Origin of the sequence: Actinophytocola sp. (assembly GCF_036555685.1) — a bacterium.
In the GTDB taxonomy this organism is placed as follows: Bacteria; Actinomycetota; Actinomycetes; order Mycobacteriales; family Pseudonocardiaceae; genus Actinophytocola.
The window spans coordinates 20,160-46,927 of record NZ_DATBKY010000179.1 but is presented as its reverse complement, the minus strand read 5'-3'; the positions used below and the strand labels follow the sequence as shown (position 1 = coordinate 46,927).

The 26,768-nt window shown below is 71.3% G+C and carries 25 protein-coding genes and 1 tRNA gene; 5 read left to right on the top strand and 21 right to left on the bottom strand.

Annotated elements, in window-relative coordinates; all coding sequences use genetic code 11:
• The 8 genes from VH969_RS17235 to VH969_RS17200 all read right to left on the bottom strand — a co-directional run.
• Positions 1-1,618 (bottom strand): NADH-quinone oxidoreductase subunit G (locus tag VH969_RS17235; RefSeq protein ID WP_331975309.1); only part of this gene is annotated, 1,618 nt, incomplete at its 3' end.
• 2 nt (positions 1,619-1,620) lie between these two features.
• Positions 1,621-2,928, bottom strand: coding sequence for an NADH-quinone oxidoreductase subunit NuoF (gene nuoF, locus VH969_RS17230; RefSeq protein WP_331975307.1), 1,308 nt, complete (start codon positions 2,926-2,928; stop codon positions 1,621-1,623).
• A 148-nt stretch (positions 2,929-3,076) separates the two neighbouring features.
• On the bottom strand, positions 3,077-3,949 hold the full coding sequence (gene nuoE, locus VH969_RS17225) for an NADH-quinone oxidoreductase subunit NuoE (RefSeq protein ID WP_331975319.1): 873 nt from the start codon (positions 3,947-3,949) through the stop codon (positions 3,077-3,079).
• An 11-nt stretch (positions 3,950-3,960) separates the two neighbouring features.
• Positions 3,961-5,325, bottom strand: coding sequence for an NADH-quinone oxidoreductase subunit D (locus VH969_RS17220; RefSeq protein ID WP_331975305.1), 1,365 nt, complete (start codon positions 5,323-5,325; stop codon positions 3,961-3,963).
• Positions 5,326-5,464: 139 nt separating this feature from the next.
• Positions 5,465-6,271, bottom strand: a complete 807-nt coding sequence (locus VH969_RS17215) for an NADH-quinone oxidoreductase subunit C (RefSeq protein WP_331975303.1) — start codon at positions 6,269-6,271, stop codon at positions 5,465-5,467.
• 5 nt (positions 6,272-6,276) lie between these two features.
• Entirely contained in the window at positions 6,277-6,825 is a 549-nt protein-coding gene (locus VH969_RS17210) for a NuoB/complex I 20 kDa subunit family protein (RefSeq protein ID WP_331975301.1), read from the bottom strand.
• Between the two features lie 15 nt (positions 6,826-6,840).
• On the bottom strand, positions 6,841-7,251 hold the full coding sequence (locus tag VH969_RS17205; RefSeq protein WP_331975317.1) for an NADH-quinone oxidoreductase subunit A: 411 nt from the start codon (positions 7,249-7,251) through the stop codon (positions 6,841-6,843).
• A 335-nt stretch (positions 7,252-7,586) separates the two neighbouring features.
• Positions 7,587-8,390 carry a Bax inhibitor-1/YccA family protein gene (locus VH969_RS17200; RefSeq protein ID WP_331975299.1) on the bottom strand — a complete coding sequence of 268 codons (804 nt, stop codon included), beginning with the start codon at positions 8,388-8,390 and terminating at the stop codon, positions 7,587-7,589.
• 296 nt (positions 8,391-8,686) lie between these two features.
• Between VH969_RS17200 and VH969_RS17195 the strand changes: the two genes are divergently transcribed.
• Positions 8,687-9,778 (top strand): polysaccharide deacetylase family protein, encoded by a 1,092-nt coding sequence (locus VH969_RS17195; RefSeq protein ID WP_331975297.1) that lies wholly within the window; start codon positions 8,687-8,689, stop codon positions 9,776-9,778.
• On the opposite strand, the gene VH969_RS17190 is transcribed toward VH969_RS17195, so the two are convergent.
• The gene (locus tag VH969_RS17190; protein WP_331975295.1) at positions 9,771-10,709 is read right to left on the bottom strand and encodes a phosphotransferase; all 939 of its coding nucleotides are present in this window, start codon (positions 10,707-10,709) and stop codon (positions 9,771-9,773) included. The genes VH969_RS17195 and VH969_RS17190 overlap by 8 nt on opposite strands.
• Before the next feature lie 146 nt (positions 10,710-10,855).
• Between VH969_RS17190 and VH969_RS17185 the strand changes: the two genes are divergently transcribed.
• The 3 genes from VH969_RS17185 to VH969_RS17175 all read left to right on the top strand — a co-directional run bounded on the left by VH969_RS17185 (position 10,856) and on the right by VH969_RS17175 (position 14,433).
• The gene (locus VH969_RS17185; RefSeq protein WP_331975293.1) at positions 10,856-12,850 is read left to right on the top strand and encodes an SDR family oxidoreductase; all 1,995 of its coding nucleotides are present in this window, start codon (positions 10,856-10,858) and stop codon (positions 12,848-12,850) included.
• Complete coding sequence (locus VH969_RS17180; protein ID WP_331975291.1) at positions 12,847-13,200, top strand: VOC family protein; 354 nt, start codon at positions 12,847-12,849, stop codon at positions 13,198-13,200. The genes VH969_RS17185 and VH969_RS17180 overlap by 4 nt, the downstream gene beginning before the upstream one ends.
• Positions 13,201-13,269: 69 nt before the next feature.
• A complete protein-coding gene (locus VH969_RS17175; protein ID WP_331975289.1) occupies positions 13,270-14,433 on the top strand; it encodes a coiled-coil domain-containing protein in 1,164 nt (387 codons plus the stop codon).
• Here the strand turns inward: VH969_RS17175 and VH969_RS17170 are convergent.
• The 10 genes from VH969_RS17170 to VH969_RS17125 form a co-directional block, all read right to left on the bottom strand.
• Positions 14,430-14,840, bottom strand: a complete 411-nt coding sequence (locus tag VH969_RS17170; protein WP_331975287.1) for a PPOX class F420-dependent oxidoreductase — start codon at positions 14,838-14,840, stop codon at positions 14,430-14,432. The two genes, VH969_RS17175 and VH969_RS17170, sit on opposite strands and share 4 nt — an antisense overlap.
• A 34-nt stretch (positions 14,841-14,874) precedes the next feature.
• Complete coding sequence (locus VH969_RS17165) at positions 14,875-15,681, bottom strand: alpha/beta fold hydrolase (RefSeq protein WP_331975285.1); 807 nt, start codon at positions 15,679-15,681, stop codon at positions 14,875-14,877.
• Positions 15,682-15,820: 139 nt separating this feature from the next.
• A tRNA-Leu gene (locus VH969_RS17160) sits at positions 15,821-15,894 on the bottom strand.
• Between the two features lie 155 nt (positions 15,895-16,049).
• Positions 16,050-17,378, bottom strand: a complete 1,329-nt coding sequence (locus VH969_RS17155; protein WP_331975283.1) for an NAD(P)/FAD-dependent oxidoreductase — start codon at positions 17,376-17,378, stop codon at positions 16,050-16,052.
• A 64-nt stretch (positions 17,379-17,442) separates the two neighbouring features.
• Positions 17,443-17,985 carry a hypothetical protein gene (locus VH969_RS17150; protein WP_331975281.1) on the bottom strand — a complete coding sequence of 181 codons (543 nt, stop codon included), beginning with the start codon at positions 17,983-17,985 and terminating at the stop codon, positions 17,443-17,445.
• Positions 17,982-19,391, bottom strand: coding sequence for a DUF58 domain-containing protein (locus tag VH969_RS17145; RefSeq protein WP_331975279.1), 1,410 nt, complete (start codon positions 19,389-19,391; stop codon positions 17,982-17,984). The genes VH969_RS17150 and VH969_RS17145 overlap by 4 nt, the downstream gene beginning before the upstream one ends.
• Positions 19,388-20,392, bottom strand: a complete 1,005-nt coding sequence (locus tag VH969_RS17140) for an AAA family ATPase (RefSeq protein WP_331975277.1) — start codon at positions 20,390-20,392, stop codon at positions 19,388-19,390. Before VH969_RS17140 ends, VH969_RS17145 begins: the two co-directional genes overlap by 4 nt.
• Positions 20,389-20,862, bottom strand: a complete 474-nt coding sequence (locus tag VH969_RS17135) for a hypothetical protein (RefSeq protein WP_331975275.1) — start codon at positions 20,860-20,862, stop codon at positions 20,389-20,391. The genes VH969_RS17140 and VH969_RS17135 overlap by 4 nt, the downstream gene beginning before the upstream one ends.
• A 10-nt stretch (positions 20,863-20,872) precedes the next feature.
• Entirely contained in the window at positions 20,873-21,592 is a 720-nt protein-coding gene (locus VH969_RS17130; RefSeq protein WP_331975273.1) for a DUF4129 domain-containing protein, read from the bottom strand.
• A 132-nt stretch (positions 21,593-21,724) separates the two neighbouring features.
• Complete coding sequence (locus VH969_RS17125) at positions 21,725-22,447, bottom strand: uracil-DNA glycosylase (protein WP_331975271.1); 723 nt, start codon at positions 22,445-22,447, stop codon at positions 21,725-21,727.
• 51 nt (positions 22,448-22,498) lie between these two features.
• Here VH969_RS17125 and VH969_RS17120 point away from each other — a divergent pair, with 51 nt between their 5' ends.
• Complete coding sequence (locus tag VH969_RS17120) at positions 22,499-23,971, top strand: S10 family peptidase (protein ID WP_331975269.1); 1,473 nt, start codon at positions 22,499-22,501, stop codon at positions 23,969-23,971.
• A gap of 3 nt (positions 23,972-23,974) precedes the next feature.
• Here the strand turns inward: VH969_RS17120 and VH969_RS17115 are convergent, their stop codons facing one another.
• Positions 23,975-24,784, bottom strand: coding sequence for a hypothetical protein (locus VH969_RS17115; RefSeq protein WP_331975267.1), 810 nt, complete (start codon positions 24,782-24,784; stop codon positions 23,975-23,977).
• A gap of 270 nt (positions 24,785-25,054) precedes the next feature.
• Entirely contained in the window at positions 25,055-26,698 is a 1,644-nt protein-coding gene (locus tag VH969_RS17110) for a S8 family peptidase (RefSeq protein ID WP_331975315.1), read from the bottom strand.
• Positions 26,699-26,768: the final 70 nt, after the last annotated feature.

Sequence of the window (26,768 nt, the reverse complement as noted above, 5' to 3'; positions counted from 1 at the left end):
CCGCGCCGGCGTCGAGCGCGCCGCGCTCGCCGGCCCGCCGCGGGATCCAGGCGATCCGCGCCCCGGTCGACTCCGCGAGCCTGACCACGGCGGTGAAAAGGCCCGGCACCTGCGCGGCACGCTCGCCGACGAGGATGACCGAGCCGGCGCCGCCCAGCGCCTCGGTGACGTCCGGGGCGTGGTCGGACAGTCCCGCCACGGCGGCCGCCTCCGCGCCGGGCGCGCAGGCGAGCAGCGACCCGACGACGGCCTTGTCCGGGCCGTGCGGGCGGATCGTCTTGGTCACGGCCGGGGTCGTCCACTGTCCGATGTGGAACACCTTGGTACGGCCCGTGCGGGCCGCCTTGCGCAGCCGCAGGAAGACGATCGGCGCCTCCTCCTCCGGGTCCAGCGCGACGCACAGCACCGCCGGCGCCGCCTCGACGGCCCGGAAGGTCACGCCGGTCTCCGGCGTCGTGCCGACCACGTGCGAGGAGAGGAAGTCCAGCTCCTCGGCCGAGTGCGGGCGGGCCCGGAAGTCGACGTCGTTGGTGTGCAACGCCACCCGGGCGAACTTGGCGTAGGCGTAGGCGTCCTCGACGGTCAGCCGGCCGCCGGCCAGCACGCCGACGCCCCTGCCCTCGCGTGCCTTGGCCAGGCCCTCGGCGGCCACCCGCAGCGCGTCGGTCCACGACGCCTCGACCAGCTCACCGGTCTGCGCGTCGCGCACCATCGGCCGGGTGATCCGGTCGTCGGCGGTCAGGTACCGGAACGCGAACCGACCCTTGTCGCAGATCCACTCCTCGTTGACCTCGGGGTCGTCGCCGGCGAGCTTGCGCATCACCTTGCCGCGCCGCCAGTCCGTGCGCTCCGCGCAGCCGGACGAGCAGTGCTCGCAGATGCTCGGCGTGGACACCAGGTCGAACGGCCGTGAGCGGAACCGGTAGGCGGCGCTGGTGAGCGCGCCGACCGGGCAGATCTGAATCGTGTTGCCGGAGAAGTAGGACTGGAACGGCTTGTTCTCCGCGATGCCGACCTGCTGGTGCGCGCCGCGCTCGAGCAGCTCGATGAACGGGTCGCCGGCGATCTGGTCGGAGAAGCGGGTACAGCGCTGGCAGAGCACGCACCGCTCGCGGTCCAGCAGCACCTGCGTGGACACCGGGATCGGCTTGGCGAAGGTCCGCTTCTGTTCGACGAACCGCGAGTCCGCGCGGCCGTGGCGCATGGCCTGGTTCTGCAGCGGGCACTCGCCGCCCTTGTCGCAGACCGGGCAGTCCAGCGGGTGGTTGATGAGCAGCAGCTCCATCACGCCCTGCTGGGCCTTGTCGGCGACGGGCGAGGTCTTCTGCGTCCTGACGACCATGCCGTCGGCGACCGTGAGCGTGCAGGACGCCTGCGGCTTGGGCATCGGCCGCCCGCCCATCTCCACCTCGACGAGGCACTGGCGGCAGGCGCCGGCCGGGTCGAGCAGCGGGTGGTCGCAGAACCGCGGAATGACCGTGCCGAGCCGCTCGGCCGTGCGGATCAGCAGCTCACCCTTGGGCGCGATCACCTCGACGCCGTCGATGGTGAGCTTCACGTGCCCCTCGGGCACGGGCGTCCCCGCCGGCTTTTCCGCAGTGTCGTTGGTGACAGTCATTTCTAGTGAGCTCCCACAAGGGCCGGGCTGGCCTTCTTGTTGTCCTCGCAGAGCGCGAGGAACTCGTCCCGGAAGTACTTGATGCCGCTCTGGATCGGGCTGACCGCGCCGTCGCCGAGCGCGCAGAACGACCGGCCGAGCACGTTGTCGCAGATGTCGAGCAGCGTCTCGATGTCGGTCTCGGTGCCGTGCCCGGCCACCATCCGCTGCAGGATGCCGGCGAGCCAGTAGGTGCCCTCGCGGCACGGCGTGCACTTGCCGCACGACTCGTGCTCGTAGAACTCGGTCCACTTCATCACGGCCCACGGCACGGACACCGTCTCGTTGAAGACCATGATCGCGGTGGTGCCGAGCATCGAGCCGGCCTCGGCCGCGCCCTCGAAGTCCAGCGGGACGTCGAGGTGCTCGGCGGTGAACAGCGGCGTCGACGAGCCGCCCGGCGTCCAGAACTTCAGCGGGATGCCGTCCTTCATGCCGCCGGCGAGCTCGAGCAGCTGGCGCAGCGTGGTGCCGAGCGGCGCCTCGTACTGGCCGGGCTTCTCGACGTGGCCGGAGATCGAGAAGATCTTCGGCCCGGGCGAGCGCTCGCTGCCCATCGTGCGGAACCAGTCGGCGCCGCCGTTGACGATGAACGGCACGCTCGCGATCGTCTCGACGTTGTTGACCGTGGTCGGCATGCCGTACACGCCGGCGGCCGCGGGGAACGGCGGCTTGAGCCGGGGCTGGCCGCGGCGGCCCTCGAGCGAGTCGAGCAGCGCGGTCTCCTCGCCGCAGATGTACGCGCCCGCGCCGGCGTGCACGGTGATGTCCAGGCCGAAGCCGGAGTCGAGGATGTCCGCACCGAGGTAGCCGGCGTCGTAGGCCTCGCGCACCGCGGCGTTGAGCCGGCGGATGCAGTGCAGCGCCTCGCCGCGCACGTAGATGAAGCAGTGGTGCGAGCGCATCGCGTAGGCCGCGATGATGCAGCCCTCGATCAGCGAGTGCGGGTCCGCCATCATCAGCGGGATGTCCTTGCAGGTGCCCGGCTCGCCCTCGTCGGCGTTGATCACGAGGTAGTGCGGCTTGTCCTCGTTGGGCGGCATGAAGGACCACTTCACGCCGGCCGGGAAGCCCGCACCGCCGCGGCCGCGCAGGCCGGAGTCCTTGACCAGCTGGACCAGCTGCTCGGGCGTGCCCGCGAGCGCGGTGCGCAGCGCCGTGTAGCCCTCGAGCCGCTCGTAGGTCGACAGGCGCCAGGAGTCCGGCGAGAGCCAGCGCTTGGTCAGCACCGGGGTCACCGGGTCGGGGGTAGCCCTCTGGCCTGTGGTCATTACTGCTCCGCCTCCCCGGAATTAACCCTTGTGGTCACCGTGCTCAGGTGCCGTCCGGTTCGGTACGTACCGGTGGCCGGGTTACGTCCCGTTCCCCTTGGATGCGGTTGGCGACCACGCGGGCCGTGCAGGCCCAGTTCCGCAGTGGTCATTTCTTCTCGACCTCCGGGAGTGCCGGGGCTTTCTCCGGCATCGTCGGGGCGGTCCACCCGCGCTCGTTGGCGAGCCGCGCGCCGCGCAGGGTCTCCACCGCCGCCGACGGACCGTCCACTTCGGAGCGGTACGTCTCCTCGTCCACGGGGAAGAAGCCCGCCAGCTGCAGCTCGACGTCGCGCAGGCTGGTCAGCGGCGCGCCGCGGGTGGGCGCGGGCCGCTCGCCACGGCGCAGCGCGTCGACGAGCGCGACCGCCGACTCGGGCGTCTGGTTGTCGTAGTACTCGTAGTTGACCTGCAGCACCGGGCCGAGGTCGCAGGCGGCGAGGCACTCGGCGTGCTCGAGCGTGATCGAGCCGGGCGTGCCGGGCTCGCCGGCGGTGTCCTCGTGCTTGAGCGGCTCGCCGTCCTCGCCGAGGTGTTCCTGGAGCCGCTGGTAGATCGCGTCACCGCCCAGCACCGCGCACAGCGTGTTGGTGCAGACGCTCACCAGGTGCTCGCCGCACGGCTTGCGCTTGTACATCGTGTAGAACGTGACGACCGCGCTGACCTCGGCGCTGGAGAGGCTCAGCTGCTGGGCGCAGAACTGGATGCCGGCCTGGCTGACGTGCCCCTCCACCGACTGGACGAGGTGCAGCATCGGCAGCAGCGCGGAGCGCGACTCCGGGTAGCGCGCGATCAGCTCGCCAGCCTTGGCCACGATGTCCGGGCCGAACACCGACAGGTCCGGCGTGGCCGGTGTGACCAGCCGCTCGGTCTCCTCGGGGCTGACCGCCGACGCGGCGACCACGTCGACGTCCGGGCCGGCCGCGACGTGGGTCTCCCCCGCGCCGACGCTCGAGCCGCCGTAGGTGGCGCCGGTGGACAGTGGTTCGTTCGTCACCGGTCGACTCCTCCCATCACCGGGTCGATCGAGGCGATGGCCGCGATGACGTCGGCGACCAGGCCGCCCTCCGACATCGCCGGCATGGACTGCAGGTTCACGAAGCTCGGCTCCCGGACGTGGACGCGCATCGGCCTGGTGCCGCCGTCGGACACCATGTGGTAGCCGAGCTCGCCGCGCGGTGACTCGACCGCGGTGTAGACCTGCCCGGCCGGCACCTGGAAGCCCTCGGTGACCAGCTTGAAGTGGTGGATGAGCGCCTCCATCGACTGGCCCATGATCTTGCGGACGTGGTCGAGCGAGTTGCCCATGCCGTCCGAGCCGATCGCGAGCTTCGCCGGCCAGGCGATCTTGCCGTCCTCGACCATCACCGGCCCGGGCTCGAGCTTCTTGAGCGCCTGGCTGATGATCCGCAGGCTCTGGTGCATCTCCTCGACGCGCAGCACGTAGCGCGCGTAGGAGTCGGCCGCGGTCGAGGTCGGCACCTCGAAGTTGTAGTCCTCGTAGCCCAGGTACGGCTCGACCTTGCGCATGTCCCACGGCAGGCCCGCGGAGCGCAGGATCGGCCCGGTCACGCCGAGCGCGAGGCACGCGTCGACCGGCAGGTAGCCGACGCCGATCAGCCGGTTCTTCCAGATCGGCTGGCCGGTGAGCAGCCGGTCGTACTCCGGCAGCCGCTTGTTCATGACCTTGATGAACTCGGCGACGGCGTGCTCGTAGCCCTCGGGCAGGTCCTGCGCGAGGCCGCCCGGCCGGATGAACGCGTGGTTCATCCGCAGGCCGGTCAGGAACTCCAGCAGGTGCAGGCATTCCTCGCGCTCGCGGAACCCCATGGTCATGGCGGTCATCGCGCCGAGCTCCATGCCGCCGGTGGCGATCGCCACGAGGTGCGATGCGATGCGGTTGATCTCCATCAGCAGCACGCGGATGATCTGCGCGCGCGGCGGCGCGGTGACGCCGAGCAGCTTCTCCACGCCGAGGCAGTAGGCGGCCTCGTTGAACAGCGGGGAGAGGTAGTCCATGCGCGTCACGAACGTGACGCCCTGGGTCCAGGTCCGGTACTCGCAGTTCTTCTCGATGCCGGTGTGCAGGTAGCCGATGACCGACCGGGCCTGCGTCACGGTCTCGCCCTCGAGCTCGAGCACCAGCCGGAGCACGCCGTGCGTGGACGGGTGCTGCGGGCCCATGTTGATGACGATGCGCTCGTCGGTGATCGCGTCCTCGAGCGCGGAGTCCCAGTCGCCGCCGGTGACCGTGTAGATCCGGCCCTCGGTGGTCTGGCGCTCGGTGGCGTACGGGTCGTCGACCCGGCCGGCGCCGGTGTCCGTACCGGTCGTAACGTCGGAAAGGTTCTCGGTCATGAGACCCCCTTTGCCAGAGCCGCGTGCGGCCCGACCGCACCCGAGGGGAACGGGACGCAAACCGGCCACAAGTACGTGGTCGCCGGGAGTTTCCCCGCGCGTGGTGACCCACACTTCGAATTCCGGAGAGGCGGCACGGTCACGAGTAGGACCTCCGCTGGTCCGGGGGAGGAATCTCGGCGCCCTTGTACTCCACGGGGATGCCGCCGAGCGGGTAGTCCTTGCGCTGTGGGAAGCCGTCCCAGTCGTCCGGCATGAGGATCCGGGTGAGCGCGGGGTGGCCGTCGTAGACGATGCCGAACATGTCCCACGTCTCGCGCTCGTGCCAGTCGGCGGTCGGGTAGACCTCGACGATCGACGGGCAGTGCGGGTTGCCGTCGGGGTGGGGCGAGTCCTCGGGCGACCACTCGATGGCCACCTCCAGGCGGATCCGGCGGCGGAACGTCATCGACAGCAGGTGGTAGACGGAGTGGATCCGCTGCGGGACGCCGATCCCGTAGTCCACTCCGGACACCGAGCTGCACAGCTCGAAGCGCAGCGTCGCCTCGTCACGCAACATCTTGCACAGCGCGACGAGGTGCTCGGGCTGCACGTAGTAGGTGATCTCGCCGCGGTCGACGGTCACCTGCAGGATCGCCTCGGCCGGGATGCCGCGGCCACGCATGGCCGCGAGCATCTGGTCGGTGAACTCGTCGAACCAGCCGCCGTAGGGCCGCTCGGCCGGCGCGGCCACGTGGGCCGGCAGCCGCAGGCCGCCGAAGCCGGACGTGTCGCCGCTGCCGGAGACGTTGAACATGCCGCGGCGGGCCTTGCCGGCCACGAGCGGCGCGGCCGGCTGGGCGGTCTCACCGGCCGGCCGCTGCTCCACCTCGCCGGGCCGCTCGGCGCTGGACTGCTCGCCGCCCGGCACGGGTGGGGTGTTCTCGGGCTTGTCGTCGCTCGCCATGTCGTTCACTTCTTCGCGTACTTGACGGAGGACGCGATCATCGGCGTCCGGTCGCCCCGCTCGGCCTTGAGCTGGGCGCGGCGGGCGTTGATCGGCTCGTCCTGGATCTTGGCGTGCAGCTTGAGGATCGCGTCGAGCAGCATCTCCGGGCGGGGCGGGCAGCCGGGCAGGTACATGTCGACCGGCACGACGTGGTCGACGCCCTGCACCACCGCGTAGTTGTTGAACATGCCGCCGGACGAGGCGCAGACCCCCATGGCGAGCACCCACTTGGGCTCGGCCATCTGGTCGTAGATCTGGCGCAGCACCGGGGCCATCTTGTTGGTGACCCGGCCGGCGACGATCATCAGGTCCGCCTGCCGCGGGGTCGCGCTGAACCGCTCCATGCCGAAGCGGGCGATGTCGTAGCGCGGGCCGCCGGTCGTCATCATCTCGATGGCGCAGCAGGCGAGGCCGAACGTGGCCGGCCAGAGCGAGTTCTTGCGGCCCCAGTTGACCAGTTTCTCCAGGCTGGCCAACAGGATTCCGTTGGGGAGCTTCTCCTCGAGACCCATGCCGTCCCCCTCCCGTCAGTTCCAGTCGAGGCCGCCGCGCCGCCACACGTAGGCGTACGCGAAGCCGAGCGTCGCGATGAACAGGACGATCTCCACCAGCCCGAAGAAACCGAGCGCGTCGGCGGACACGGCGAACGGGTAGAGGAACACCATCTCGATGTCGAAGATGATGAACAGCATCGCGGTGAGGTAGTACGCGACCGGCACGCGGCCGCCGCCGATCACCGGCTGCGGGGAGGGCTCGATGCCGCACTCGTAGGCCTCGAACTTCGCCCGGTTGTAGCGCCGGGGTCCCATGAGCGGACCGAGCAACGCGGAGAACAACGCGAAGGCGGCCGCGAGCACGAAGAGCAGGACCAGGGGCAGGTAGCTACCGAGCCCTGCCGAAACGTTCGCGCCTTGTGCTACAGATGTGCTGACTGCGATTGCTGACACCGTCGCCGTCCTTTCCCGCTCCCTCGCCGGGCACCCTATGGGGTGGTGATGCGGCGGCCGGCGGTTAGGCAGACCTAACCTGACCAGCTGCCGAGCTTGTGAAAACATTCACAAAGTAGGTTGTGAAGGTCTTCACGAGACGCCCCGAAGAAGTGTAGGACCCGGCTCTTCGGCCCGTGAAAGCAGATCCCCTTGCGGACCATGCCTTTGACGAGCGCGCGGGCAGGTTCGTGACAGCGTCGTGAAAGCGCTGCAAACTCGCCGGGAATGACAGAAGGGGCGCCCGGCCTCGTAGCCGGACGCCCCCTCCCCCGGAAAGAGCTCTTCTAGTCGCTTTGCAGGTACGACAGCAGGCGCAGGATCTCCAGGTACAGCCAGACGAGCGTGGTCATCAGGCCGAACGCCGCGTACCAGGCCCACCTCGACGGCATGCCGGCGCGGATCATCTGGTCCGCCATGTCGAAGTCGAGCAGGAAGTTGAACGCCGCGATGCCGATCACGATGATGCTGAAGATGATCGCGGTCGTGCTGCCGTCCCGCAGGCCCATGTTCACGCCGAACAGGCCGAGCAGCAGGTTGACCAGCATCAGGCCGGCCGCGCCGACCGTCGCACCGATGATCCACTTGGTCAGCCTGGGCGTGACGCGGACCGCACCCGTCTTGTACACCACGAGCATCGTGATGAACACGAGCGTGGTGCCGAGCACGGCCTGGATCGCGATGCCCGGGAAGTAGATGTCGAATACTCCGGTGATCGCACCGAGGAACACACCCTCGGCCGCCGAGTACGTGAGCACCAGCGCCGGGTTCGGCGTCCGCCTGAAGATGATGATCAGCGAGAGCACCAGGCCGACGAGCAGCCCGATGATCATCGGCGGGACCGGGGGCAGCGCGCCGCTCTTCACGGCCACGACGGTCAGGACGCCGGTGATCAGGGCGAGGCCGATCGTCATCGCGGTCTTGGTGACCACGTCGTCGACCGTCATGGGGCGGTCACCCGTCGTCGGCGGCGCCTGGTAGCCGCCGTATCCCGGCGCGCTGGCCTGGGGCTGGGTCTGGAAGCCCGCGTAGCCGCCGCCGAACCCACTCGTCGGCAGGTTGCGGAACGCGGGATTACTGGTTGAACGCACCTGTTCCTCCTGGGCCTGATGGCTCCTGCACCGAACTCAACGACCAACCGCGTCGGCTAGTTCCCGATTGGTAAAGGTGACTTTACCCGTCCCTGCGTGGTCGATGCCAAGGAACCCGTCGGCTGGATCGCGCGATCACAGTAGACCCTCCCCCGCGCCCGTGCGGATGACACCGCGGTGACCGGTCGGCATCGATTGGTGACCTGCTACCCGGCCCCGCGTCCCCCACCCCGGCTACTAGTCTCCCTAGCCTTCTACGGAAAGCAGCAGAGTGAACAGCAGAGTCGGGAGGTGTCATGACGCGTCGCTGGGGACCGATCGTCACCGGCGTCGCTCTGGCGCTGACGTTCGCGGTCCTGGTGGCCCTTGGCACGCTGAACCCGTCCGCGAAGGACGCCGACGGCGCAGACGGCGCCGAGGCACCCTCGTGGATGCGCAAGCTGGAGCCCGGCGAGAAGCCGCCCCAGTTCGTCCTGTTCTCCTTCGACGGCGCCGGCTCGCACGACCACTGGCGGCGCATCCTGCCGATCGCGGACAAGGTCCACGCGCACGTCACCGGCTTCCTCTCCGGCGTCTACCTGCTCCCCGACTCCCGCCGCGGCGCCTACACCGGCCCCGGCCACCAGCCCGGCCACGCGGCGATCAGCTTCGGCGGCTCGGAGCAGGAGGTCGACACCCGCATCGCCGACCTCAACGACGCGCTCGAGCGCGGGCACGAGATCGGCACCCACTACAACGGCCACTTCTGCACCGGCAACGAGCCGGGCGGCAAGCAGTGGACCACCGCGGACTGGAACTCCGAGCTCGACCAGTTCTTCCGCTTCGTGCAGGACGGCGTGACCCACGGCCTGCAGCTGGACGCGAACGAGATCAAGGGCGGGCGCGCCCCGTGTCAGGAGGCGAAATTCGCCCGCCTGGCCCCCGCGCTGACCGAGCACGACATGACCTACGACTCCAGCCTCACCTCCGCCGGCATCGCCTGGCCCCGGCTGCGGGACGGCATCTGGGAGTTCGCCGTGCCGGTGGTCAAGGTGCCGGCGCTGGGCCGCAAGGTCGTCCTGGCCGACTACAACCTCTGGTACGCGCTCAACGGCGCGCGCGAGGACCCGTCCCGGGACAAGGAGTTCACCGAGGTCACGCTGGACGCCTACCGCGCCGCGTACCAGGCGGCGCTGAACACGAACCGCGCGCCGCTGACCATCGCCACGCACTTCAACGACTGGTCCGGCGGCGCGTTCAGCGCGGCCACCGAGCGGTTCATGGGCGAGGTCTGCGTCCGCGAGCACACCGTCTGCACGACCTACTCACAGGTCATCCGGTGGATGAAGCTGCAGGACCCCGAGGTGCTGGACACGTTCCGCACGATGCCCAACGCGCACGTCACGTAAGCCGCGACCGCAGCCAGTCGAGCGCGGGCTCGCCCTGCAGCCGCTGGAACCGCCGCAGGGTCGGCAGGCCCGGCGGCGCGGGCAGCAGCGACGAGTGCAGGAAGAACCCGGCCACGGCGGCCAGCACGGAGTCGACCGCGTCCGGGTCCGCGCCGGCCGCGAGCGGTGAGTCGCGCCAGACGTCCGCCGGCGCCGGGCCGCCCTGCATGGCCACGCTCGGCAGCATGCCGAGCAGGTCGAACCAGGGCGCGCCGACCGCCGCGTGCGGCCAGTCGACGAACAGCACGCGGTCGGCGGTCAGCAGGATGTTGTCCGCCCGGAGATCGCCGTGCACCAACGTTTCGCCGGCGGCCGCCGCGGGCCAGCCGGCCTCCAGCGTGGCCAGGCGGTCGAGGTTCCCGGACACCCACGGGTCGAGCTCCGTGGCGAGCGCGGGGTCGGCCGCGAGCGAGCGCCAGCCGGAGAACGAGTCCGGGTCGGCGCCGACCGGCGGCAGCTCCACCGGGCTCGGCGTGAGGTCGCGGGCGAGCCTGACGACGGCGTCGTGCACGCGCGTCCAGTCCGCCGCGCGCCACGGCAGCGGCGGTGGGTGCCCGTCGACGTCGGCGAACACCAGCGCGGCCCAGTCGTCCCCACCGCCGCTCCAGAGCAGCCGCGGCGCCGCGACGTGCGCGGGCAGCCGCCCCGCGATGCCGGCCTCGCGCCGGTGGAACCCCACCACGTGCGGGCTGTTCGTCGCGCTGCCGGCCTTCGCGAACACCCGCCTGCCGTCCGCGAGCCGCAGCCGCGCCGCGAGCCCGGGCGAGAACCCGCCCGGCTGGCTGGCCGCGTCGACGACCGCCGAGCCCAGCGCGACCTCGATCGACTCGCGCACCGTGTCGGGCAGCTCCGCCCAGCCGAGCCGGCCGCCACCCACCCCGTCCCACACCATCCCGCCATGATCGCCGCCGCGGCCCGCGCGTTCATCCCGTTTTCGCAAAGAGGCGCAGATCACCTGACCCGCGCCGGGTGAGGCGAGCGCCCGCCGGCGGTGGAATGCTGTCCACCGGCAGCAACCCCAGCTGAAGGGACGAGGCGATGGCGACCTACCTGGTTACCGGGGCGACCGGCCTGATCGGCAGGCACTTCGTCGCCGAGCTGCTCGCGCGGCCGGACACCGAGCGGGTCTGGCTGCTCGTCCGCGAGCGCTCCCAGGACAAGCTGGCCGCGGCCGCCCGCGACTGGCCGAACGTCGAGAAGATCCGGCCGGTGCTCGGCGACGTGCGCGAGTCCGGACTCGGCGTCCGCGAGGACGCGCTCGCCGAGCTCACCGGCGAGGTCGAGCACCTCGTGCACCTGGCCGCCCTGTACGACATCGCCGCCGACGACGACGCCAGCATCGCCGCGAACGTCGACGGCACCAGGCACGTCATCGAGCTCGCCGCCGCGATCCGCGCCGGCTGCCTGCACCACGTCTCGTCGGTCGCGGTCGCGGGGGACTACCGCGGCAGGTTCACCGAGGAGATGTTCGACGCGGGCCAGCGCCTGGTCACCGCCTACCACCGGACGAAGTTCGAGTCCGAGCGGCTCGTCCGCACGCAGGACCTCGTGCCGTGGCGGGTGTACCGGCCGGCGATCGTCGTCGGCAGCTCGGAGACCGGCGAGATGGACAAGATCGACGGCCCGTACTACTTCTTCGCCGCGCTGTCCCGGCTGAGCTCCGTGCCGAGCGTGCCGCTGGTCTTCCCGGACATCGGGGACACCAACATCGTGCCGGTCGACTATGTGGCGAAGGCGATGGCGGCGCTGGTCACCAAGCCGGGCCTCGACGGGCGCGCGTTCCACCTGGTCAACCCCGAGCCGCAGGCCGCGCGCAGCGTCTACAACGCGTTCGCCCGCGCGGCCGGCGCCCCGGTCGCGACCGCCGAGCTCGACCGGCGGCTGTCCAGCCCGCTGATCGGCCTGGTCAGGATGGCCGAGCACGTGCCGGGCGTGACCATCGCCCGCGACGCGGTGCTGGACCGGCTCGGCATCCCGCCGGTGCTGCTTTCCACGCTGACGTTCAACCCGGTGTTCGACTCCACCGAGACCCGCAGGGAGCTGGCCGGGACCGGCGTCGACGTGCCGCCGCTGGAGAACTACGCCGATGTGCTGTGGCGGTACTGGCGCGAGCACCTCGACCCGTTCCGCGCGCGCCGCCACGGCCAGCGCGGCGAGCTCGACGGCCGGCGCGTGGTGATCACCGGCGCGTCGTCGGGCATCGGCCGGGCCACCGCGCTGAAGGTGGCCGAGGCGGGCGGGGTCCCGCTGCTGGTCGCGCGCCGGCAGCCGGAGCTCGAGGAGGTCCAGGCCGAGATCGCGGCGGCGGGCGGGCAGGCGTACGTCTACCCGTGCGACCTGACCGACGACGAGTCGGTGGCGAAGACCGTCGAGCAGATGCTGGGCGAGCAGCCGGGCATCGACATGCTGGTCAACAACGCCGGGCGGTCGATCCGCCGGTCCGTGCAGCTGTCCTACGACCGCATGCACGACTACGAGCGCGCGATGGCCATCAACTACTTCGGCGCGGTCCGGCTGATCCTCGCCCTGCTGCCGCACATGATCGAGCGGCGGTTCGGGCACATCGTGAACGTGTCGTCGATCGGCGTGCAGGGCATCGCGCCGCGGTTCTCCGCGTACGTGGCGTCCAAGGCGGCGCTGGACTACTTCTCCAAGATCGTCGCCACCGAGACCCACGGCGCCGGCATCACGTTCACCACGGTGCACATGCCGCTGGTCCGCACGCCGATGATCCGGCCGACCAAGATCTACGACGCGTTCCCCACGAAGTCGCCCGAGCAGGCGGCGGACATGGTGCTGGACGCCCTGGTCAAGCGGCCCAAGCACATCGGCACGCCGACCGGCCGGGCCATCTCGGCCGCGTACTCGGTCGCCCCGGGGCTGGTCGACGCGATCGCGTACCAGGGCTACCGGATCTTCCCCGACTCCACCGCGGCCGGGGGCTCCGGCCGCATCAAGATCGGCAAGGGCGACCGGCACCTGGGTGCCGCGGCCATCGCCCTTGCCCGGCTGACAAGGGGTTTCCACTGGTGATCACCGGCGCGCACACGATTCTCTACGCCACCGACCCGGACGCCGCGCGGACCTTCCTCCGCGACGTCCTCGGCTTGTCCAATGTGGACGCCGGGGGCGGCTGGCTGATCTTCCGCTCGCCGCCCGCCGAGGTGGCCGTGCACCCGGCGGGCGAGGTGCCGAAGCACGAGCTGTACCTGATGTGCGACGACATCGACAAGACGGTGGCCGAGCTCGAGGCCAAGGGCGTGCGGTTCACCAGCGAGGTCTCCGACCAGGGCTGGGGCCGCCTGACCTCGTTCGACGTGCCCGGCGCCGGGTCCATGGGCCTCTACGAGCCGCGCCACCCGACCGCCTACGACCTGCCGTGACGTCTGTCCATTGTAGACAAAGACCTTTGATCCTGTTGCGGTCGGCGTCAGGGCCGGTACGGTCACGTCATGGTGGATGACCCCTCCGTGCCGGAAGTCAGCTTCACCGTGACTCGCCACGGTTTCGACCGCAACCAGGTCAAGGCGCACGTGCGCGAGCTGAACGAGCGGGCACTGCGTGCCGACGCCGACATCGCCGAGGCGCGCCAGCAGGTCGCCGAGCTGCAGGGTGAGCTGGAGATCGCGCGCCGCGAGGTCGCCGCGCTGTCCGAACGGCTCGACGCGATCGGCACACCCGACTCGGACAGCGGCGACAGCTCCGAACGGCTGGTGCAGGTCGCGAAGGCGCAGGCCGAGGAGATCACCTCGCGAGCGAAGGCCGCGGCCGAGGACTCGTGGGCCGTGGCGGAGAAGGCGTCGAGCGAGCTGCGGGAGAAATACCGCAAGATGCTCGCCGAGCTGGACGCCCAGCACGCGGAGATCCACGCCATGCACGAGTCGATCATCAACGCGGCCCGCACGCAGGCGGAGGAGCTGACCACCGTCGCCGAGCGCCGCCGCCGCGAGCTGGACGCGGCCGCCGAGCGCGACCGGGTGCGCATCGACCGGGAGTTCTCCGAGTCGATGAACGCCAAGCGCGCGTCGCTCGAGCGGGAGCTGACCCAGCGGCGCGAGTCGGTCATGTCGGACGTCGAGGCGAAGCTGCGCGCGGCGGACGAGGAGGCGGAACGCCGCATCTCCACGGTGAAGGAGCAGGTCACGCGGCTGACCGAGGTGCGGACGCAGCTGTCGGAGCGGCTGCGCGGCACGCAGGAGCTGCTGGCCCGCAGCGTCGACCTGCTCAAGCCGGACGCGTCCGAGGAGGAGGTGGCGAAGGCGAACCCCCTCCCCATGCCGGACCCGCCGGCCGAGCACACCCCGGGGCCGTCCGAGCCGCCGGTGGATCCGCCGACCCAGCTCCGCATGCCCGCGGTCAACCCGGCGACGAAGGTGATGGCGGCGGTCGAGCCGCCGGCCGCGTCATCGGCGACGTCATCGGCCGCGTCATCGGCCGCGTCATCGTCAGGGCCCGCCGGGGAGCCGCCGACGGTCCCGGCGACCGAACCGGCCGAGAAACCGGCCGCGTCCGGCGGCCAGGCCGAGTCCGACACCGGCGGCAAGCCCCCCGGGAGGGGGAACGGCAGGCGCGTCCCGCCCCAGCGGGCGCGCCGCTCCCAGCCCGCGAAACGTTAGATGTGGCCGTAGACCCGGTCGACCGGGATGCGGACGACGAGGCGACCCTCGTCGACCATGGCCCGCCGGTACTCGTCCCAGTCGGGGTGCTCGCTCCCTGACGCGCCGCGGTAGACGTCGACCAGCTCCTCGACCGTCGCGTCGTGCGGGTCCTGCGCGACCGGCGACAGCTCGGCCCGGCCCTCGGCCACGACGAAGCTCCAGAACTCCGGCGCGACGAGCAGGCTCACCCGCGGGTCGCGGCGCATGTTCGCGATCTTGGCCGTCTTCGCGGTCGTCGAGATGCGAATTATGTCGTCGGTGAGGACGTAGAGGACGTTGGACAGCTGCGGGTGGCCGTCCCGCTTGATGGTCGACAGCGTGCCCCGGTGGGCGCCGCTCAGCATGGCTCGCAGGCGATCTTCCATGCGGCCGATTCTCCAACCTCGGCCCGGCGCGCGGTCAAGCCGCCTCGGCGGCCGACGCCGCGCAGGTCTCGAGGATGAGCGCGGCCACCTGCTCCGGTTCGTCGACCATGGGGACGTGCCCGCAGCGGTGCAGCCACACGTGCCGGGCCCGCGGCAGCAGCTCAGCCGCCCGCCGGGCCTGGCGCGGCCACAGGATCCGGTCGCGGGTCCCCCACGCCACGGTCACCGGCACGGCGGGCGCGGACGCCGCGTACGTGTACTCCCGCCCGGCCGCGGCGACCAGGTCGAACGCCGGCGAGCCGACCATCGAGGCCAAATCCGCGAGCATGATCTCGGCCGTCATCCGCGACGGGTGGCCGTACAGCACGCTGCCCGCGACCAGCCGGAAGTACCGCCACCTCAGCAGCCGCGTGCCGCCGGGCAGCCGGCCGGACAGGCGGATCATCCGCAGGATCCAGAGCGCCCACGCCCGGTCCCGCGGCGTCCAGAAACCGGCCGGCGCCAGCGCGGTCGCGGACGAGACCAGTCCGCGCGAGGCGAGCTCCAGGCCGAGTACGCCGCCCAGCGAGTTCCCCGCCACGTGCGGCCGGTCCAGGCCCAGGTCCGCGAAGATGTCCGCGCATGCCTCGACGGCGTTTCGCATGTCGTAGCCGCGCCCCTCGGGCAGCAGCGGCGAGCGGCCGAAACCGGGCAGGTCGACGGCGATCACGTCGTGGGCCGCGGCCAGCCGGTCCAGCACCGGCTCCCACGCCTGCCAGCGGTGACCGATGCCGTGCAGCAGGACCAGCGGGTCGCCCTCACCCCGCCGCTCGAACGCTATCTCGATCGGCTGACGCGTCATGGTCGAACATGTTACCGCGATTTACAGTAACTTCCAGGCCGCGGTCGGCACGAACCCCGGTACGGAAAGGCGCGACGCTGAGTGGTACAACAATTGCGAACAGTCGCGGCGGGAAGGCGAGGAAATGTGCTCGTCGCCGTGCCCCCGACCGGATTCGAACCGGCACTCCACCCCTTTTAAGGGGGCTGCCTCTGCCAGTTGGGCTACGGGGGCAGCCGCAGCCTAGGCCGTGATCACCAGGCTACGGACGCGTTGTCCGGAACTTGGGTCCGCTGGCCCAACCCCGGATACGCCATTTAGCTGTACCACGAGAAGGCATGGTAAGGCTGGCCGGGGCAACACCGGCTCGCATCTGAAATAACAGCCGGTCAGGCCGCCCGGGACACGCGGTCGAACTCGGCTCGCGGATTGTTGATCTGTCCCATGGAGATGACCTCGCGTCGCAACAGTCCACTCAGTAACCAGTCGGCTACCACACGGAATTTCCGGTTGAACGTGGGCACCCGCGCGACGTGGTAGCCGCGGTGCATGGCCCAGGCGACGAAGCCCTTGGCCTTGACGTTGTAGACGTCCGCGACTCCCTTGTGGAGTCCCAGGCTCGCGACCGAGCCGACGTTGCGGTGCCGGTAGGGCTTCGGCTCGCGGCCGCGCAGCACCGCGACGATGTTGTTGGCCATCCGGTTGGCCTGGCGCACCGCGTGTTGCGCGTTCGGCGCGCACAGCGCGGCCGGGTCCTCCTCGATGCGGGACAGGTCCGGCACCGCGGCGTTGTCGCCCGCGGTCCACGCGTCGGCCACACCGTCCACCTGCAACGTCGCCTCGGCCCGCACCCGGCCGCGGTCGTCGATCGGCAGGTCCGAGCTCGCGAGCACCGGGTTGGCCTTCACACCGGCGGTCCACACGATCGTGTCGCTGTCGAACTCCGTGCCGTCGGAGAGGATCACGTGCCCGCCCTCGAACGACTTGGCCAGAGTGGACAGATAGACCTCGATGCCGCGCCGCTCCAGCTGCAGGACCGTGTAGACGCCCAGGCTCTCCCGCACCTCGGGCAGGATCCGCCCGGCCGCCTCGACGAGCACCCAGCGCAGGTCCGACGGCTCGATGTTCTCGTAGTACCGCGTGGCGTAGCGGGCCATGTCCTCGAGTTCGGCCAGCGCCTCGATGCCGGCGAACCCGCCGCCGACGAACGTGAACGTCAGCAGCTTGCGGCGCAGCTCCTCCTCGACCGTGCTGCTCGCGGCATCCAGCTTGGACATCACGTGGTTGCGCAGGTAGATCGCCTCGCCGATGGTCTTGAACGAGATGCCCTGCTCGGCCAGGCCGGGGATCGGCATGAGCCGCGCCACCGAGCCGAGCGCGACGACGAGCACGTCGTACTCGATGTCCTCGACGTGCCCGTCCGGCGCCTCGACCGTGACCTTCTTCTCGCCGTGGGAGATCTTCGTGACCCGCGCGGTCAGCACGTGGCAGCGCTTGAGCGCGCGGCGCAGCGGCACCACCACGTGCCGCGGCTCGATCGCGCCCGCCGCCGCCTCCGGCAGGAACGGCTGGTAGGTCATGTGCGGCTGCGGGTCGACGACGGTGACGGAGGCCTCGCCGCCACGCAGCTTCCGCTGCAGGCCGAGCGCGGTGTACAACCCGACGTAACCGCCGCCGAGTATCAAGATCCTTGCCCGTGCGGACTTTCCTCTCCCCATGAGTCCATGGTGGCACCTTTACCTTTCCGATGCCCGCCCGTGAGGTGTGAGAGTCGTCGCGGCCCTACTCGTCCGCCTGCCGCTTCGACTGCCGGTGCCACAGCAGCACGATCAGCGCGATCACCAGCAGGCCGGCCAGCGCCGTGATCTCGATCCCGGCCGGGATCCGGGTCACCGGCTGCAGCGCGGCCACGCCGACGAACGCGAACACAATGGCCTGGACCACCACGAACCGCAGGGCCGGCCGCGCGAACGCGCGCGGGTGCACCCGGCCCCGTACCGGGATGAGCCCGGCGAGCCCGCAGCAGACGTGGAACAGGTGCACCGTGGGGATCATCGCCAGCACGGTCGGCCGCAGCGGGTCGTCGCCGGTCAGCGCCACCAGCACGCCGGCGCCGATGACGACCGCGATCGGCGCGGGCGAGGCGGGCGCGTACACCGACGCGAGAATCGTCGGCGTGAGGATGAACAGCCCGCCCCACATCGCGCCCTCGGTCGACGGGATGGCGATCACGAGCGCGCCCGCCACCAGCACCGCCGCGCGCAGCGTCCAGGCGGGCACGCCGCGCCCCAGCCGGGGCACGTCGACCGCCGCCGCGCGGCTCACCGGACCACCCTCGGCCGCCGGCGCGAGGCCCGCAGCAGCGTGCCGACCGCGGTCCCGTCGTCCCACCGCGCCACCGGCACGCCGTGCTCGGCCAGCACCGCGAGCCGGATCTTCTGCTCGGCCACGATGATGCCGCGCACCGCCTCGCCCCACGCGGTCTCCTTGTCCGGCACCAGCTTCGCCGGCAGCAGGTCCACGGCCACCACCACGTTCCCCCGCCGTGCGGCCCGCACGGTCAGGTCGACGAGCTTGTCGTCGAGGAACGGCGAGAGCACCACGATCGTGGCGCCCGACGGGTACTGCGACGCCCGCAGCACCGGCTCGCCCGCGCCGGACACCCGCTGCGCGGCGAGCACCAGCGAGTGCCGGATCCGCTGCAGCTGCCGCGGTCCCGTGCCGACCCGGGCGCCGCCGCGCGGGTGGCCGAGGTCGATCACGCCGACCCGGTCGCCCTGGCGCAGGAACGCCGCGGCGAGCGCGCACACCGCGCGCACGCCCGTGTCGAGGCTGCCGCCGCGACGGGCCTCGGCGCCCTTAGCCATCTCGGACCAGTCGGCGATCTCCGGGCCGACGTCGAGCGTGGTGTCGAGCGCGAGCACGAGGTCGGCGTCGGACTCGGCGTGCCGCTCGCGGACGTGCAACGTGCTCGGCACGAGCGCGCCGCCGCTCGCCGCAGCGGACCGCAGCGAGATCGGCCAGTCGACGCGGCGCAGCCGGTCGCCCATCTGGAACGGCCGGATGTCGCGCAGCTCCATGCCGTCGCCGGGGCGGGCGGAGCGGTGCGCGCCGACCAGGCCGGCCGCGCGCGGCAGGAGCGGCGCGGCGGGCAGCGGCTCGATCGGCGGCAGCACGGTGTGGCTGGCCGTGCGGCCCACGATCGGGCCGAACACGTAGAGCCCGTCGTGGCTCGCGAACAGGTGATCCGGGCGCAGGTAGTCCGACTGGCCCCAGGTGCTCCACCGGATCTGCGCGTGGATCCGGCCGTCGACCGCGGGCAGCAGGTGCACCGGCCCGACCCCGGACCGGGACGCCACCGGCATCCGCAGCCCGGCGAACACCGCACCCTGTCCCGGTTCCATCAGCACGGTGACGTCGTTGGTGCGCCCGGCCTCGACGGTGTCCAGCAGCTGCACCGCGCGGACCTTCGGCCGCCCGGACGGCGGGGTCACGAGCAGCGCGCTGACCAGCAGCGGAGCTCCGACGAGCAGCAGCTCCAGCCGGTGCAGCACGACGCCGAACACGGCGAGCCCGAACCCGCACGCCACCGCCCGGGTCAGCGCGTCGGTGCGCCGCCAGCCGAGCGTGCGGACGAACCGCCGGCCGAGGAACCAGCGGCGGGCCCGGTGGCCGAGCCCGTGGTCCGCACCGCCCTTGATGTCGGCGGCGACCTGCTCGGGGCTGCTCACCGACGGACCGGACGGGTGCTGCTCGGTGTGGGCACGGCACCGAGCATCTCGTTCACCACCTGCTCGGCGGTGACGCCCGTGCTCCAGGTCTCCGCGCGCATCGTGAGGCGGTGCGCGAGTGCCGGCACCGCGCACTCCTTGATGTCCTCGGGCACCACGAAGTCCCGGCCGGCGAGCACCGCCAGCGCGCGGGAGACCAGCAGCAGCGCCTGCGAGCCACGCGGTGACGCGCCGATCTCGACCGAGCGGTGGCCGCGGGTCGCGTTCGCGAGGTCCACGCAGTAGCGCAGCACGTCGTCGTCGATGTCGACCCGTTCCAGGCCGGCCTGCAGCGCGGCGAGCCGCTGCGCGTCGATGACCGGGTCGAGCACGACCTCCTCCTGGCGCCGCGCGACCCGGCGGCGCAGGACCTCGGCCTCCTCCTCCGGCGGTGGGTAGCCGATGTCCAGGCGGAGCAGGAAGCGGTCGAGCTGGGCCTCGGGGAGGGGGTAGGTGCCCTCGTACTCGATGGGGTTCGCCGTGGCCAGCACGTGGAACGGCCGGGCCAGCGGGAACGTCCGGCCCTCCACGGTGACCTGGCGTTCCTGCATGGCCTCGAGCAGGGCGGCCTGCGTCTTCGGCGGCGTGCGGTTGATCTCGTCGGCGAGCAGCAGGCCGGCGAAGACCGGGCCCTGGCGGAAGCTGAAGTCCCGCTCGGCCGGGTCGTAGATGAACGAGCCGGTGATGTCGGCCGGTTGCAGGTCCGGGGTGCACTGCACGCGGCGGAACTCCAGGCCCAGCGACTGGGCGAGGGCGCGGGCCATCAGCGTCTTGCCGAGCCCGGGGACGTCCTCGAACATGACGTGGCCGCCGGCGAGCACGCCGGCCATCGCCAGCCGCACGGACCGCTCCCGGCCGACGACCACCGAAGCGACTGCGTCGAGCACCGCGCCCGCGTCCCGGCGGATCTCCTCGGGACCGGGCAGGTTCGTCACCTGGTCCGCTGTGGACGGTGAGCTCATCGTTCCTCCAGATGCCGCACCATCGCGGCGAACTCATCGGGCTTGGGCAGGCGCGCACTCTGTGCGGTGAGCAGGTCGTGCAGCGCGGGGCCGAGCTTCTCGCGGGCCCGCGGATCGTGCAGGTCGGCGATGTCGGCGGTGTCCGGGTCGCGGCGCAGCGTCGTCAGCGCGAGCCGGCGCAGCCGCGGCTGGACCCGCGAGGTGAAGCGGTAGGGATCGGTCGCGGCCTGGCCGAGCCGGTCGGAGAGCTGGGTGGCGTGCAGGCAGACGCTCGCGATCGGCAGGTCCGGCTCGGGGGTCCAGTCCTGGTCGAAGGCGCCGACGAAGAGTGCGGTGAGCAGCACGACCGTGGCGATCGGGAGCGCGACGAGCAGAGCCCACCAGAAGGGCGTGTCCATGGCCTTCATCGCGGTGAGCTGGACCGCCACGCCGGCGAGGGCGGCGAGCAGGATGGCGCGGACGGGGCTCATGTCTCTGGGCTCATGTCTCGGCTACCGCCGTGGTCGCGACCGCGGGCTCGCCGAGGGCGACGAGGATGCGGTCGAGCGCGGCGACCGCGGCGTCCGCGTCGGTCTCGGTGACCTCGTCCGGCGGGCCGAAGCGGGCGCGCTGGTAGAGCTCGCGCAGCTCGTCCAGGGCCGGCTCGCTGGTGGTGTGGCGCTCGAGCAGCGCGGCGGTGAACTCGGTGGCCGTCTGGTGCGGCTCGCGGCCCGCGCCCTCCCGCTCGGCCGCCTCCTCCAGCCGCAGCCACGCAGCGATGACCGCGTCGCCCGGTGGCCCGCCGGCGCGGGCGGCGAGCTCGGTGCGGGCCTGCGCGGCCGCCCTGCGCAGCCGCATCGGCAGCGAGGACTCGAGCGCGCCGACCTCCTCCTCCTCGATCTGCACGCCCACGCCCAGGCGGAGCTTGCGCTTGCGCAGCTGCTGCAACCGCCGCACGAACAACGCGAAGGCGATCAGCAGCAGGATCATCGCCCCGACGACGAACGAGGTCTGCACCAGCTGCAGCTCGTCGACGATGTCGACCTTGAAGGCGTTCTCGTCGGGCGCCACCCCGCCGCCGGAGACGCCGCCACCGGTCCCCCGCTCGAGCGGCACGTCCCGCAGGTGCCCCGGCACGGCCGACTTCCCTCGCGCGGACACCACCGCGAACAGGAGCAACGCCGCGACCGCACAGAGCGCGGCAATCCGGGAGCTCCTCATGTCCCGGGAGCATGCCCTACGGCCACGCAAAGTGAAGAGAATTTATCCAGTCGATATCTGCCGCTGCGGGAGATTGTGCACGTTATGTGCACCTATCCGGTTCCCTGTCGCCCGTTCGTACCAAGCACCTGGTCATCCGCCGAGGCCGGCCAGGTCCTTGGCCCGGGTGAGGACCGCCTCGACCATGGCCGGGGTGAGCTTGCCGGTGAACGTGTTCTGCTGGCTCACGTGGTAGCAGCCCAGCAGGTGCAGCGGCCGGTCCTGCTGCCGCGGCGCGGCGAGCGTGACCTGCGCGCCGTGCCCGAAGCGGGGGCGCGGCGTGGGCACGGACCAGCCCGCGGCCGACAGCACCGGCAGCAGCGCCTGCCAGCCGAACGCGCCCAGCACGACGATCACCCGCACCGGCAGCAGCGACAGCTCCTTCGCGAGCCACGGGCGGCAGTTGTCGCGCTCCTGCGGGGTCGGCTTGTTCGCCGGCGGCGCGCAGCGCACCGGGGCGGTGATGCGCACCCCGTACAGCTCCAGGCCGTCGCCGATGTGCGTGGAGGTCGGCTGTGAGGCCAGGCCAACCGCGTGCAGGGCGGCGTACAGCACGTCACCCGACCGGTCACCGGTGAACATCCGGCCCGTCCGGTTCGCGCCATGCGCGGCGGGCGCGAGGCCCACGATCGCGATCGGCGCGTCCGGCGGGCCGAAGCCGGGCACCGGGCGGCCCCAGTAGGTCTCGTCCGCGAACGCCGCCCGCTTGACGCGGGCCACCTCCTCGCGCCACGCCACCAGCCGCGGGCAGGCACGGCACTCGCTCACCTGCCGGTCGAGTACGCCGAGGTCGTGGAGGTCGTCGAGGGCGGACACGGCACGATTGTCCTTGGCGCCACGCCGAAGCCACCACGTAGGGTGCGGATCATGACAGACGCGGCGCCCGAGACGACCACCGAGGAGAAGCCGGCCGAGCCCGCCGACGACCTCGTCACGACCTCCCACTCGCTCACGGTCAAGCGCCGCAAGCTCAACTACACGGCCACCGCCGGCCGCGTCGTGCTCCGCAAGGAGATCGTCACCGACGGGAAGTTCGACGGCTACCAGCCCAAGGCCGAGGTGTTCCTCACCGCGTACACACTGGACGGTGCCGACCCGGGCAAGCGCCCGGTGACGTTCGCGTTCAACGGCGGGCCGGGGTCGTCGAGCGTGTGGCTGCATCTAGGGCTGCTCGGCCCGCGCCGGGTCGTCTCCGGCGACGTCGGCGACATCGCGCCGCCGCCCTACGAGCTCGCCGACAACGCCGAGACGCTGCTCGCGCACAGCGACCTGGTGTTCATCGATCCGGTGTCGACCGGGTACTCGCGCGCGGTCAAGGGCGAGAAGCCTGGCGACTACCACGGTTTCCAGGGCGACATCGAGTCCGTCGCGGAGGTCATCCGCCTGTGGACGTCGCGCAACGACCGGTGGATGTCGCCGAAGTTCGTCGCCGGCGAGTCCTACGGCACGACGCGCGCGGGCGGGCTCGCGCACCACCTGCAGACCCGGTACGGCATGTACCTCAACGGCCTGATCCTGATCTCGGCCGTGCTGGACTTCGCCACGCTCGACTTCACCGTCGGCAACGACGTGCCGTACGTGCTCTTCCTGCCGACCTACGCGGCGATCGCCCACTATCACGGCCTGCACGGCGACCGGCCGCTCGAGGAGGTGCTGTCCGAGGCCGAGGAGTTCGCGGCGCGCGACTACCCGTGGGCACTGTCCCGCGGCAACCGTCTGTCCACTGAGGAGCGTGCGGACGCGGTGTCCCGGCTGGCGGCCCTCACCGGGCTGTCCGAGGACTACGTCGACCGGGTGGACCTGCGCATCGAGCACGTCCGGTTCTTCACCGAACTGTTGCGGCACAAGCGGTTGACGGTCGGCCGCCTGGACGCGCGGTTCACCGGCTGGGCGCCGGACTACGGCCGCGAGCACTTCGACGACGACCCGTCGAGCTCGGCGGTCATGGGAGCGTACGCGGCCGCGCTGAACCACTACCTGCACGCGGAGCTGGACTACCCGAACGACCTGCCGTACGAGGTGCTCTCGATGGGCGTGAACGAGACCTGGTCGTACAAGGAGTTCGAGAACGCCCACGTGACGGTCACCGACAAGCTGTCGGGCGCCATGCGCGCGAACCCGCACCTGAAGGTGCACGTGGCCTTCGGCTACCTGGACGGCGCGACGCCCTACTACGCGTCGGAGCACGTGCTCGCACACCTCAACATCCCGGCCGAGCTGCGCGAGAACATCTCGACGGCCTACTACGAGGCGGGCCACATGATGTACGTGCATGAGCCATCGCGCGTGCGGCAGTCCCGGGACCTGGCGGAGTTCATCGCCTCCGCGTCGAACCGCTGAGCGTCAGTTGCCCAGGCGGTCGTCCAGCTTGGCGATGATCGCGTCGGCCTGGTCCGGGGCGACGTCGCGGACGATCTCCTCCAGGATGGCTCGGTGCTCGGCCACGACGTCGGCCTCGGTCGGGGTGTGCTTGGCGACCGACTCGTCGATGAGCGCGTTGAGCTCGTCCGGCGCCATCTCCCGGCCGGCGGCGGCGACCGCGGCGAGGGCGTCGATCTTGCGGCCCAGTGCGGCCAGCCCGAACGAGCGGTTGTTGACCAGCATGTTGGTGTTGAGCCACACGTGGCCCCACCGGCCGCCGCCGGGGTCGCTGGCCGGGTCGCTCGGTTGCATGTCGTCCTCCTTATCGACGCCGGGCCAGTGGTTGGCCACGATCGACAGGTCGAAGTGCCCGCGGCCGTGCAGCGGCGGGTTGGCGTACTGCTTCGCGACGGCGCCGGCCGGCAGCCGGGCCACGTTGTCGTACTTGGCGATCCAGTAGTGCGGCTCGCGGATCCCCCGCCGGCGGAACTCGGCGCGCACGGTCGGCCAGGTGCTGGCGTTGCAGTAGACGCTCGGGTCCACCCCGGCGCGGCGGCGCATCACCACCCAGCCGGGCGCCTGCGCGGGCGTGGCGTCGCCGGGCTCGACGTCGAGCACGTGCCCGTCGTTGACCGAGGCGAAGATCGCGATGCGCACCTTGACCGCGTTCGGGAACATCGCCCATTCGGCCTTTGACCAGGCGTACCGGCTCGGCGGCAGGTACCCGGCCACCATCCGCGCACCCCTCGGGATGGCGCTCGGCGTGACCGAGTCGTACATGGTGCGGGGCATCGGCCGACCTCCCGGGCCCGGTGATGATCGCGCGTCGCGGTCGCGTACTGACACTAAGTCACTATGCTCCGTCGTGTCCGGTTCGCGAGCTACCCGCCGATCGTCGCTATCGTGCCCGCCATTCGGGCTCACCCACATGGCCCACCCGACCGGACACGTCCACAGTGGAAGCCGGCCTGAGCACGCGGGCTGTCCACACCGGCCGTCCACAGTGTGCACAAAGCGAGCGCCCCGGGCCGCACGGCCCGGGGCGCTCGGCTCAGGACTTGCTTACTTGAGGAACTTCTTGCCCTGCGTCACGGCCGCCCAGGCGTCCACGATGCCGTTGCCGTAGAAGCCGTTGAACTGCGTGCCGCCCTCACAGGTCGCCGTGTAGGAGGCGTCGCGGCCCTCGTCGAGGTAGTCGACCGTGCGCGGGATCGGGCACGGGGTCGCGAACGCGGTGCCCTCGAGCACGCGCTGCACCTTGTCCGGGTTCATCGTGGCGTTGCCGCCCTTGAACTTGCCGAACTCGCTCACGATCAGCGCGGACACGCCGGACGCGTGCGGCGCGGCCATCGAGGTGCCCTGCAGGAACTGGTAGTACCCGCACTCGCCGTTGGCCTTGCACGCCTTCTGCACCCCGAGCGCCTGACCCTGCGGCGTGATGTTGCCGGCCGCGTCGATGTTGCCCTCGTCGATGCCCACGTTCTTCGGGTACGTCGAGAGGATCTGGTTCTCGTTGGTGCGGAACTGCGGGGTGCCGAAGTAGTCACGGAACCACCCGCCCGGCGCGGACACCGAGATCAGGTCGAGGCCGTAGCTCGAGTAGTCCGCCTTGGCGCCCGACGGGCCGAGCGCGGAGACGCCGATGACGTGCGGGCCGCCGATCGGCATGACGGCGCAGGTCGACCGGTCGATGGTCCGCGTCTTGGCGGTGCCGTCCGGGAAGTCCGGGCTGGTGGCGTCCGGCTGCGGCTGCGCGGTGTTCTCGTGCTGGTTGCCCAGCGACACGACGTTGCTGACACCGTGGCGGTGCGCGTAGTTCAGCGCGCGGGTCACCGCGGTGACGATCGTCCGCTGCTGGGCCTGCTCCTCCGGCGAGTCGGCCGGGTTGTTCTGGCAGTTGTACAGCCACGGGTCCACGAAGAACGACATGTTGACCACGTCGATCCCCGCGTCACCGGCGTAGGTGAGCGCGTCGACGACCGGCTGCAGGAAGAAGAAGCCGGAGTCCTGGCCACCACGGATGTTCACGATCGTCACGTTCGGCGCGACACCGGAGACGCCGAAGCCGTTGGCGGCGGCGGCGATGGTGCCGGCCACGTGCGTGCCGTGCCCGCCGTCGTCCCAGTCCGCCGGGTCGACGCAGCCGCGGAACTCGCACGGGCCGTCGACGACCTGGCCGAGCTCGTCGGTCGGGATGTCGTGCGTGAAGTTGCGGGAGTCCGCGAGGTCGAAGTTCGGCTTGATGTCGGGGTGGTTGCCGTCCACACCGGTGTCGAGAACGCCGACCTTGACCCGCTTGTCACCGGGCTGCACGGTGCGCGAGAGGTTCGAGCGCACCATGTTCAGGCCCCACAGCTGGCCGTCGAGCGGGTCCATGCCCACCGCGGCGCGCGCGGAGCTCTTGCGCGACTTGCCGTGCTCGGCCGCCGCTTCCTTGACGGCCCGCTTGTCGGTCCTGGGGCTGTGGCCGATCGTGCGGACCTTGCTCGCGAGCAGCACGTCGGGCGACGACGCGAGCCGCTGGGTGAAGCCGTTCTCGGGCGCGGACGCGGTGATGAGACCGACCGCCGCGTTGCTGCGCTCGACCTTGCCGCCGGCCGCCTTGACCGCGGCTTCCGCCGTCTTCACCGAGACCCCGTCCCGGGCGAGCACGCTGAACTCGACCGTCTTGCCGGACAGCTCCGGCTGCGCGGCGGCATTCGGCATCGCCACGACCGACAGCCCGGCGCACACCGGTACCGCCAGCAATGCCGTCCATGTCTTGCGTTTCACGCAA

Bases quoted from the DNA above. Each gene is read 5' to 3' on its own strand.
- nuoF (WP_331975307.1), bottom strand. From the start codon at position 2,928: ATGACCACAGGCCAGAGGGCTACCCCCGACCCGGTGACCCCGGTGCTG.
- VH969_RS17220 (WP_331975305.1), bottom strand. From the start codon at position 5,325: ATGACCGAGAACCTTTCCGACGTTACGACCGGTACGGACACCGGCGCC.
- VH969_RS17215 (WP_331975303.1), bottom strand. From the start codon at position 6,271: ATGGCGAGCGACGACAAGCCCGAGAACACCCCACCCGTGCCGGGCGGC.
- VH969_RS17210 (WP_331975301.1), bottom strand. From the start codon at position 6,825: ATGGGTCTCGAGGAGAAGCTCCCCAACGGAATCCTGTTGGCCAGCCTG.
- VH969_RS17195 (WP_331975297.1), top strand. From the start codon at position 8,687: ATGACGCGTCGCTGGGGACCGATCGTCACCGGCGTCGCTCTGGCGCTG.
- VH969_RS17190 (WP_331975295.1), bottom strand. From the start codon at position 10,709: ATGGTGTGGGACGGGGTGGGTGGCGGCCGGCTCGGCTGGGCGGAGCTG.
- VH969_RS17185 (WP_331975293.1), top strand. From the start codon at position 10,856: ATGGCGACCTACCTGGTTACCGGGGCGACCGGCCTGATCGGCAGGCAC.
- VH969_RS17175 (WP_331975289.1), top strand. From the start codon at position 13,270: ATGGTGGATGACCCCTCCGTGCCGGAAGTCAGCTTCACCGTGACTCGC.
- VH969_RS17170 (WP_331975287.1), bottom strand. From the start codon at position 14,840: ATGGAAGATCGCCTGCGAGCCATGCTGAGCGGCGCCCACCGGGGCACG.
- VH969_RS17165 (WP_331975285.1), bottom strand. From the start codon at position 15,681: ATGACGCGTCAGCCGATCGAGATAGCGTTCGAGCGGCGGGGTGAGGGC.
- VH969_RS17155 (WP_331975283.1), bottom strand. From the start codon at position 17,378: ATGGGGAGAGGAAAGTCCGCACGGGCAAGGATCTTGATACTCGGCGGC.
- VH969_RS17140 (WP_331975277.1), bottom strand. From the start codon at position 20,392: ATGAGCTCACCGTCCACAGCGGACCAGGTGACGAACCTGCCCGGTCCC.
- VH969_RS17135 (WP_331975275.1), bottom strand. From the start codon at position 20,862: ATGAGCCCCGTCCGCGCCATCCTGCTCGCCGCCCTCGCCGGCGTGGCG.
- VH969_RS17130 (WP_331975273.1), bottom strand. From the start codon at position 21,592: ATGAGGAGCTCCCGGATTGCCGCGCTCTGTGCGGTCGCGGCGTTGCTC.
- VH969_RS17120 (WP_331975269.1), top strand. From the start codon at position 22,499: ATGACAGACGCGGCGCCCGAGACGACCACCGAGGAGAAGCCGGCCGAG.
- VH969_RS17115 (WP_331975267.1), bottom strand. From the start codon at position 24,784: ATGCCCCGCACCATGTACGACTCGGTCACGCCGAGCGCCATCCCGAGG.
- VH969_RS17110 (WP_331975315.1), bottom strand. From the start codon at position 26,698: ATGCCGAATGCCGCCGCGCAGCCGGAGCTGTCCGGCAAGACGGTCGAG.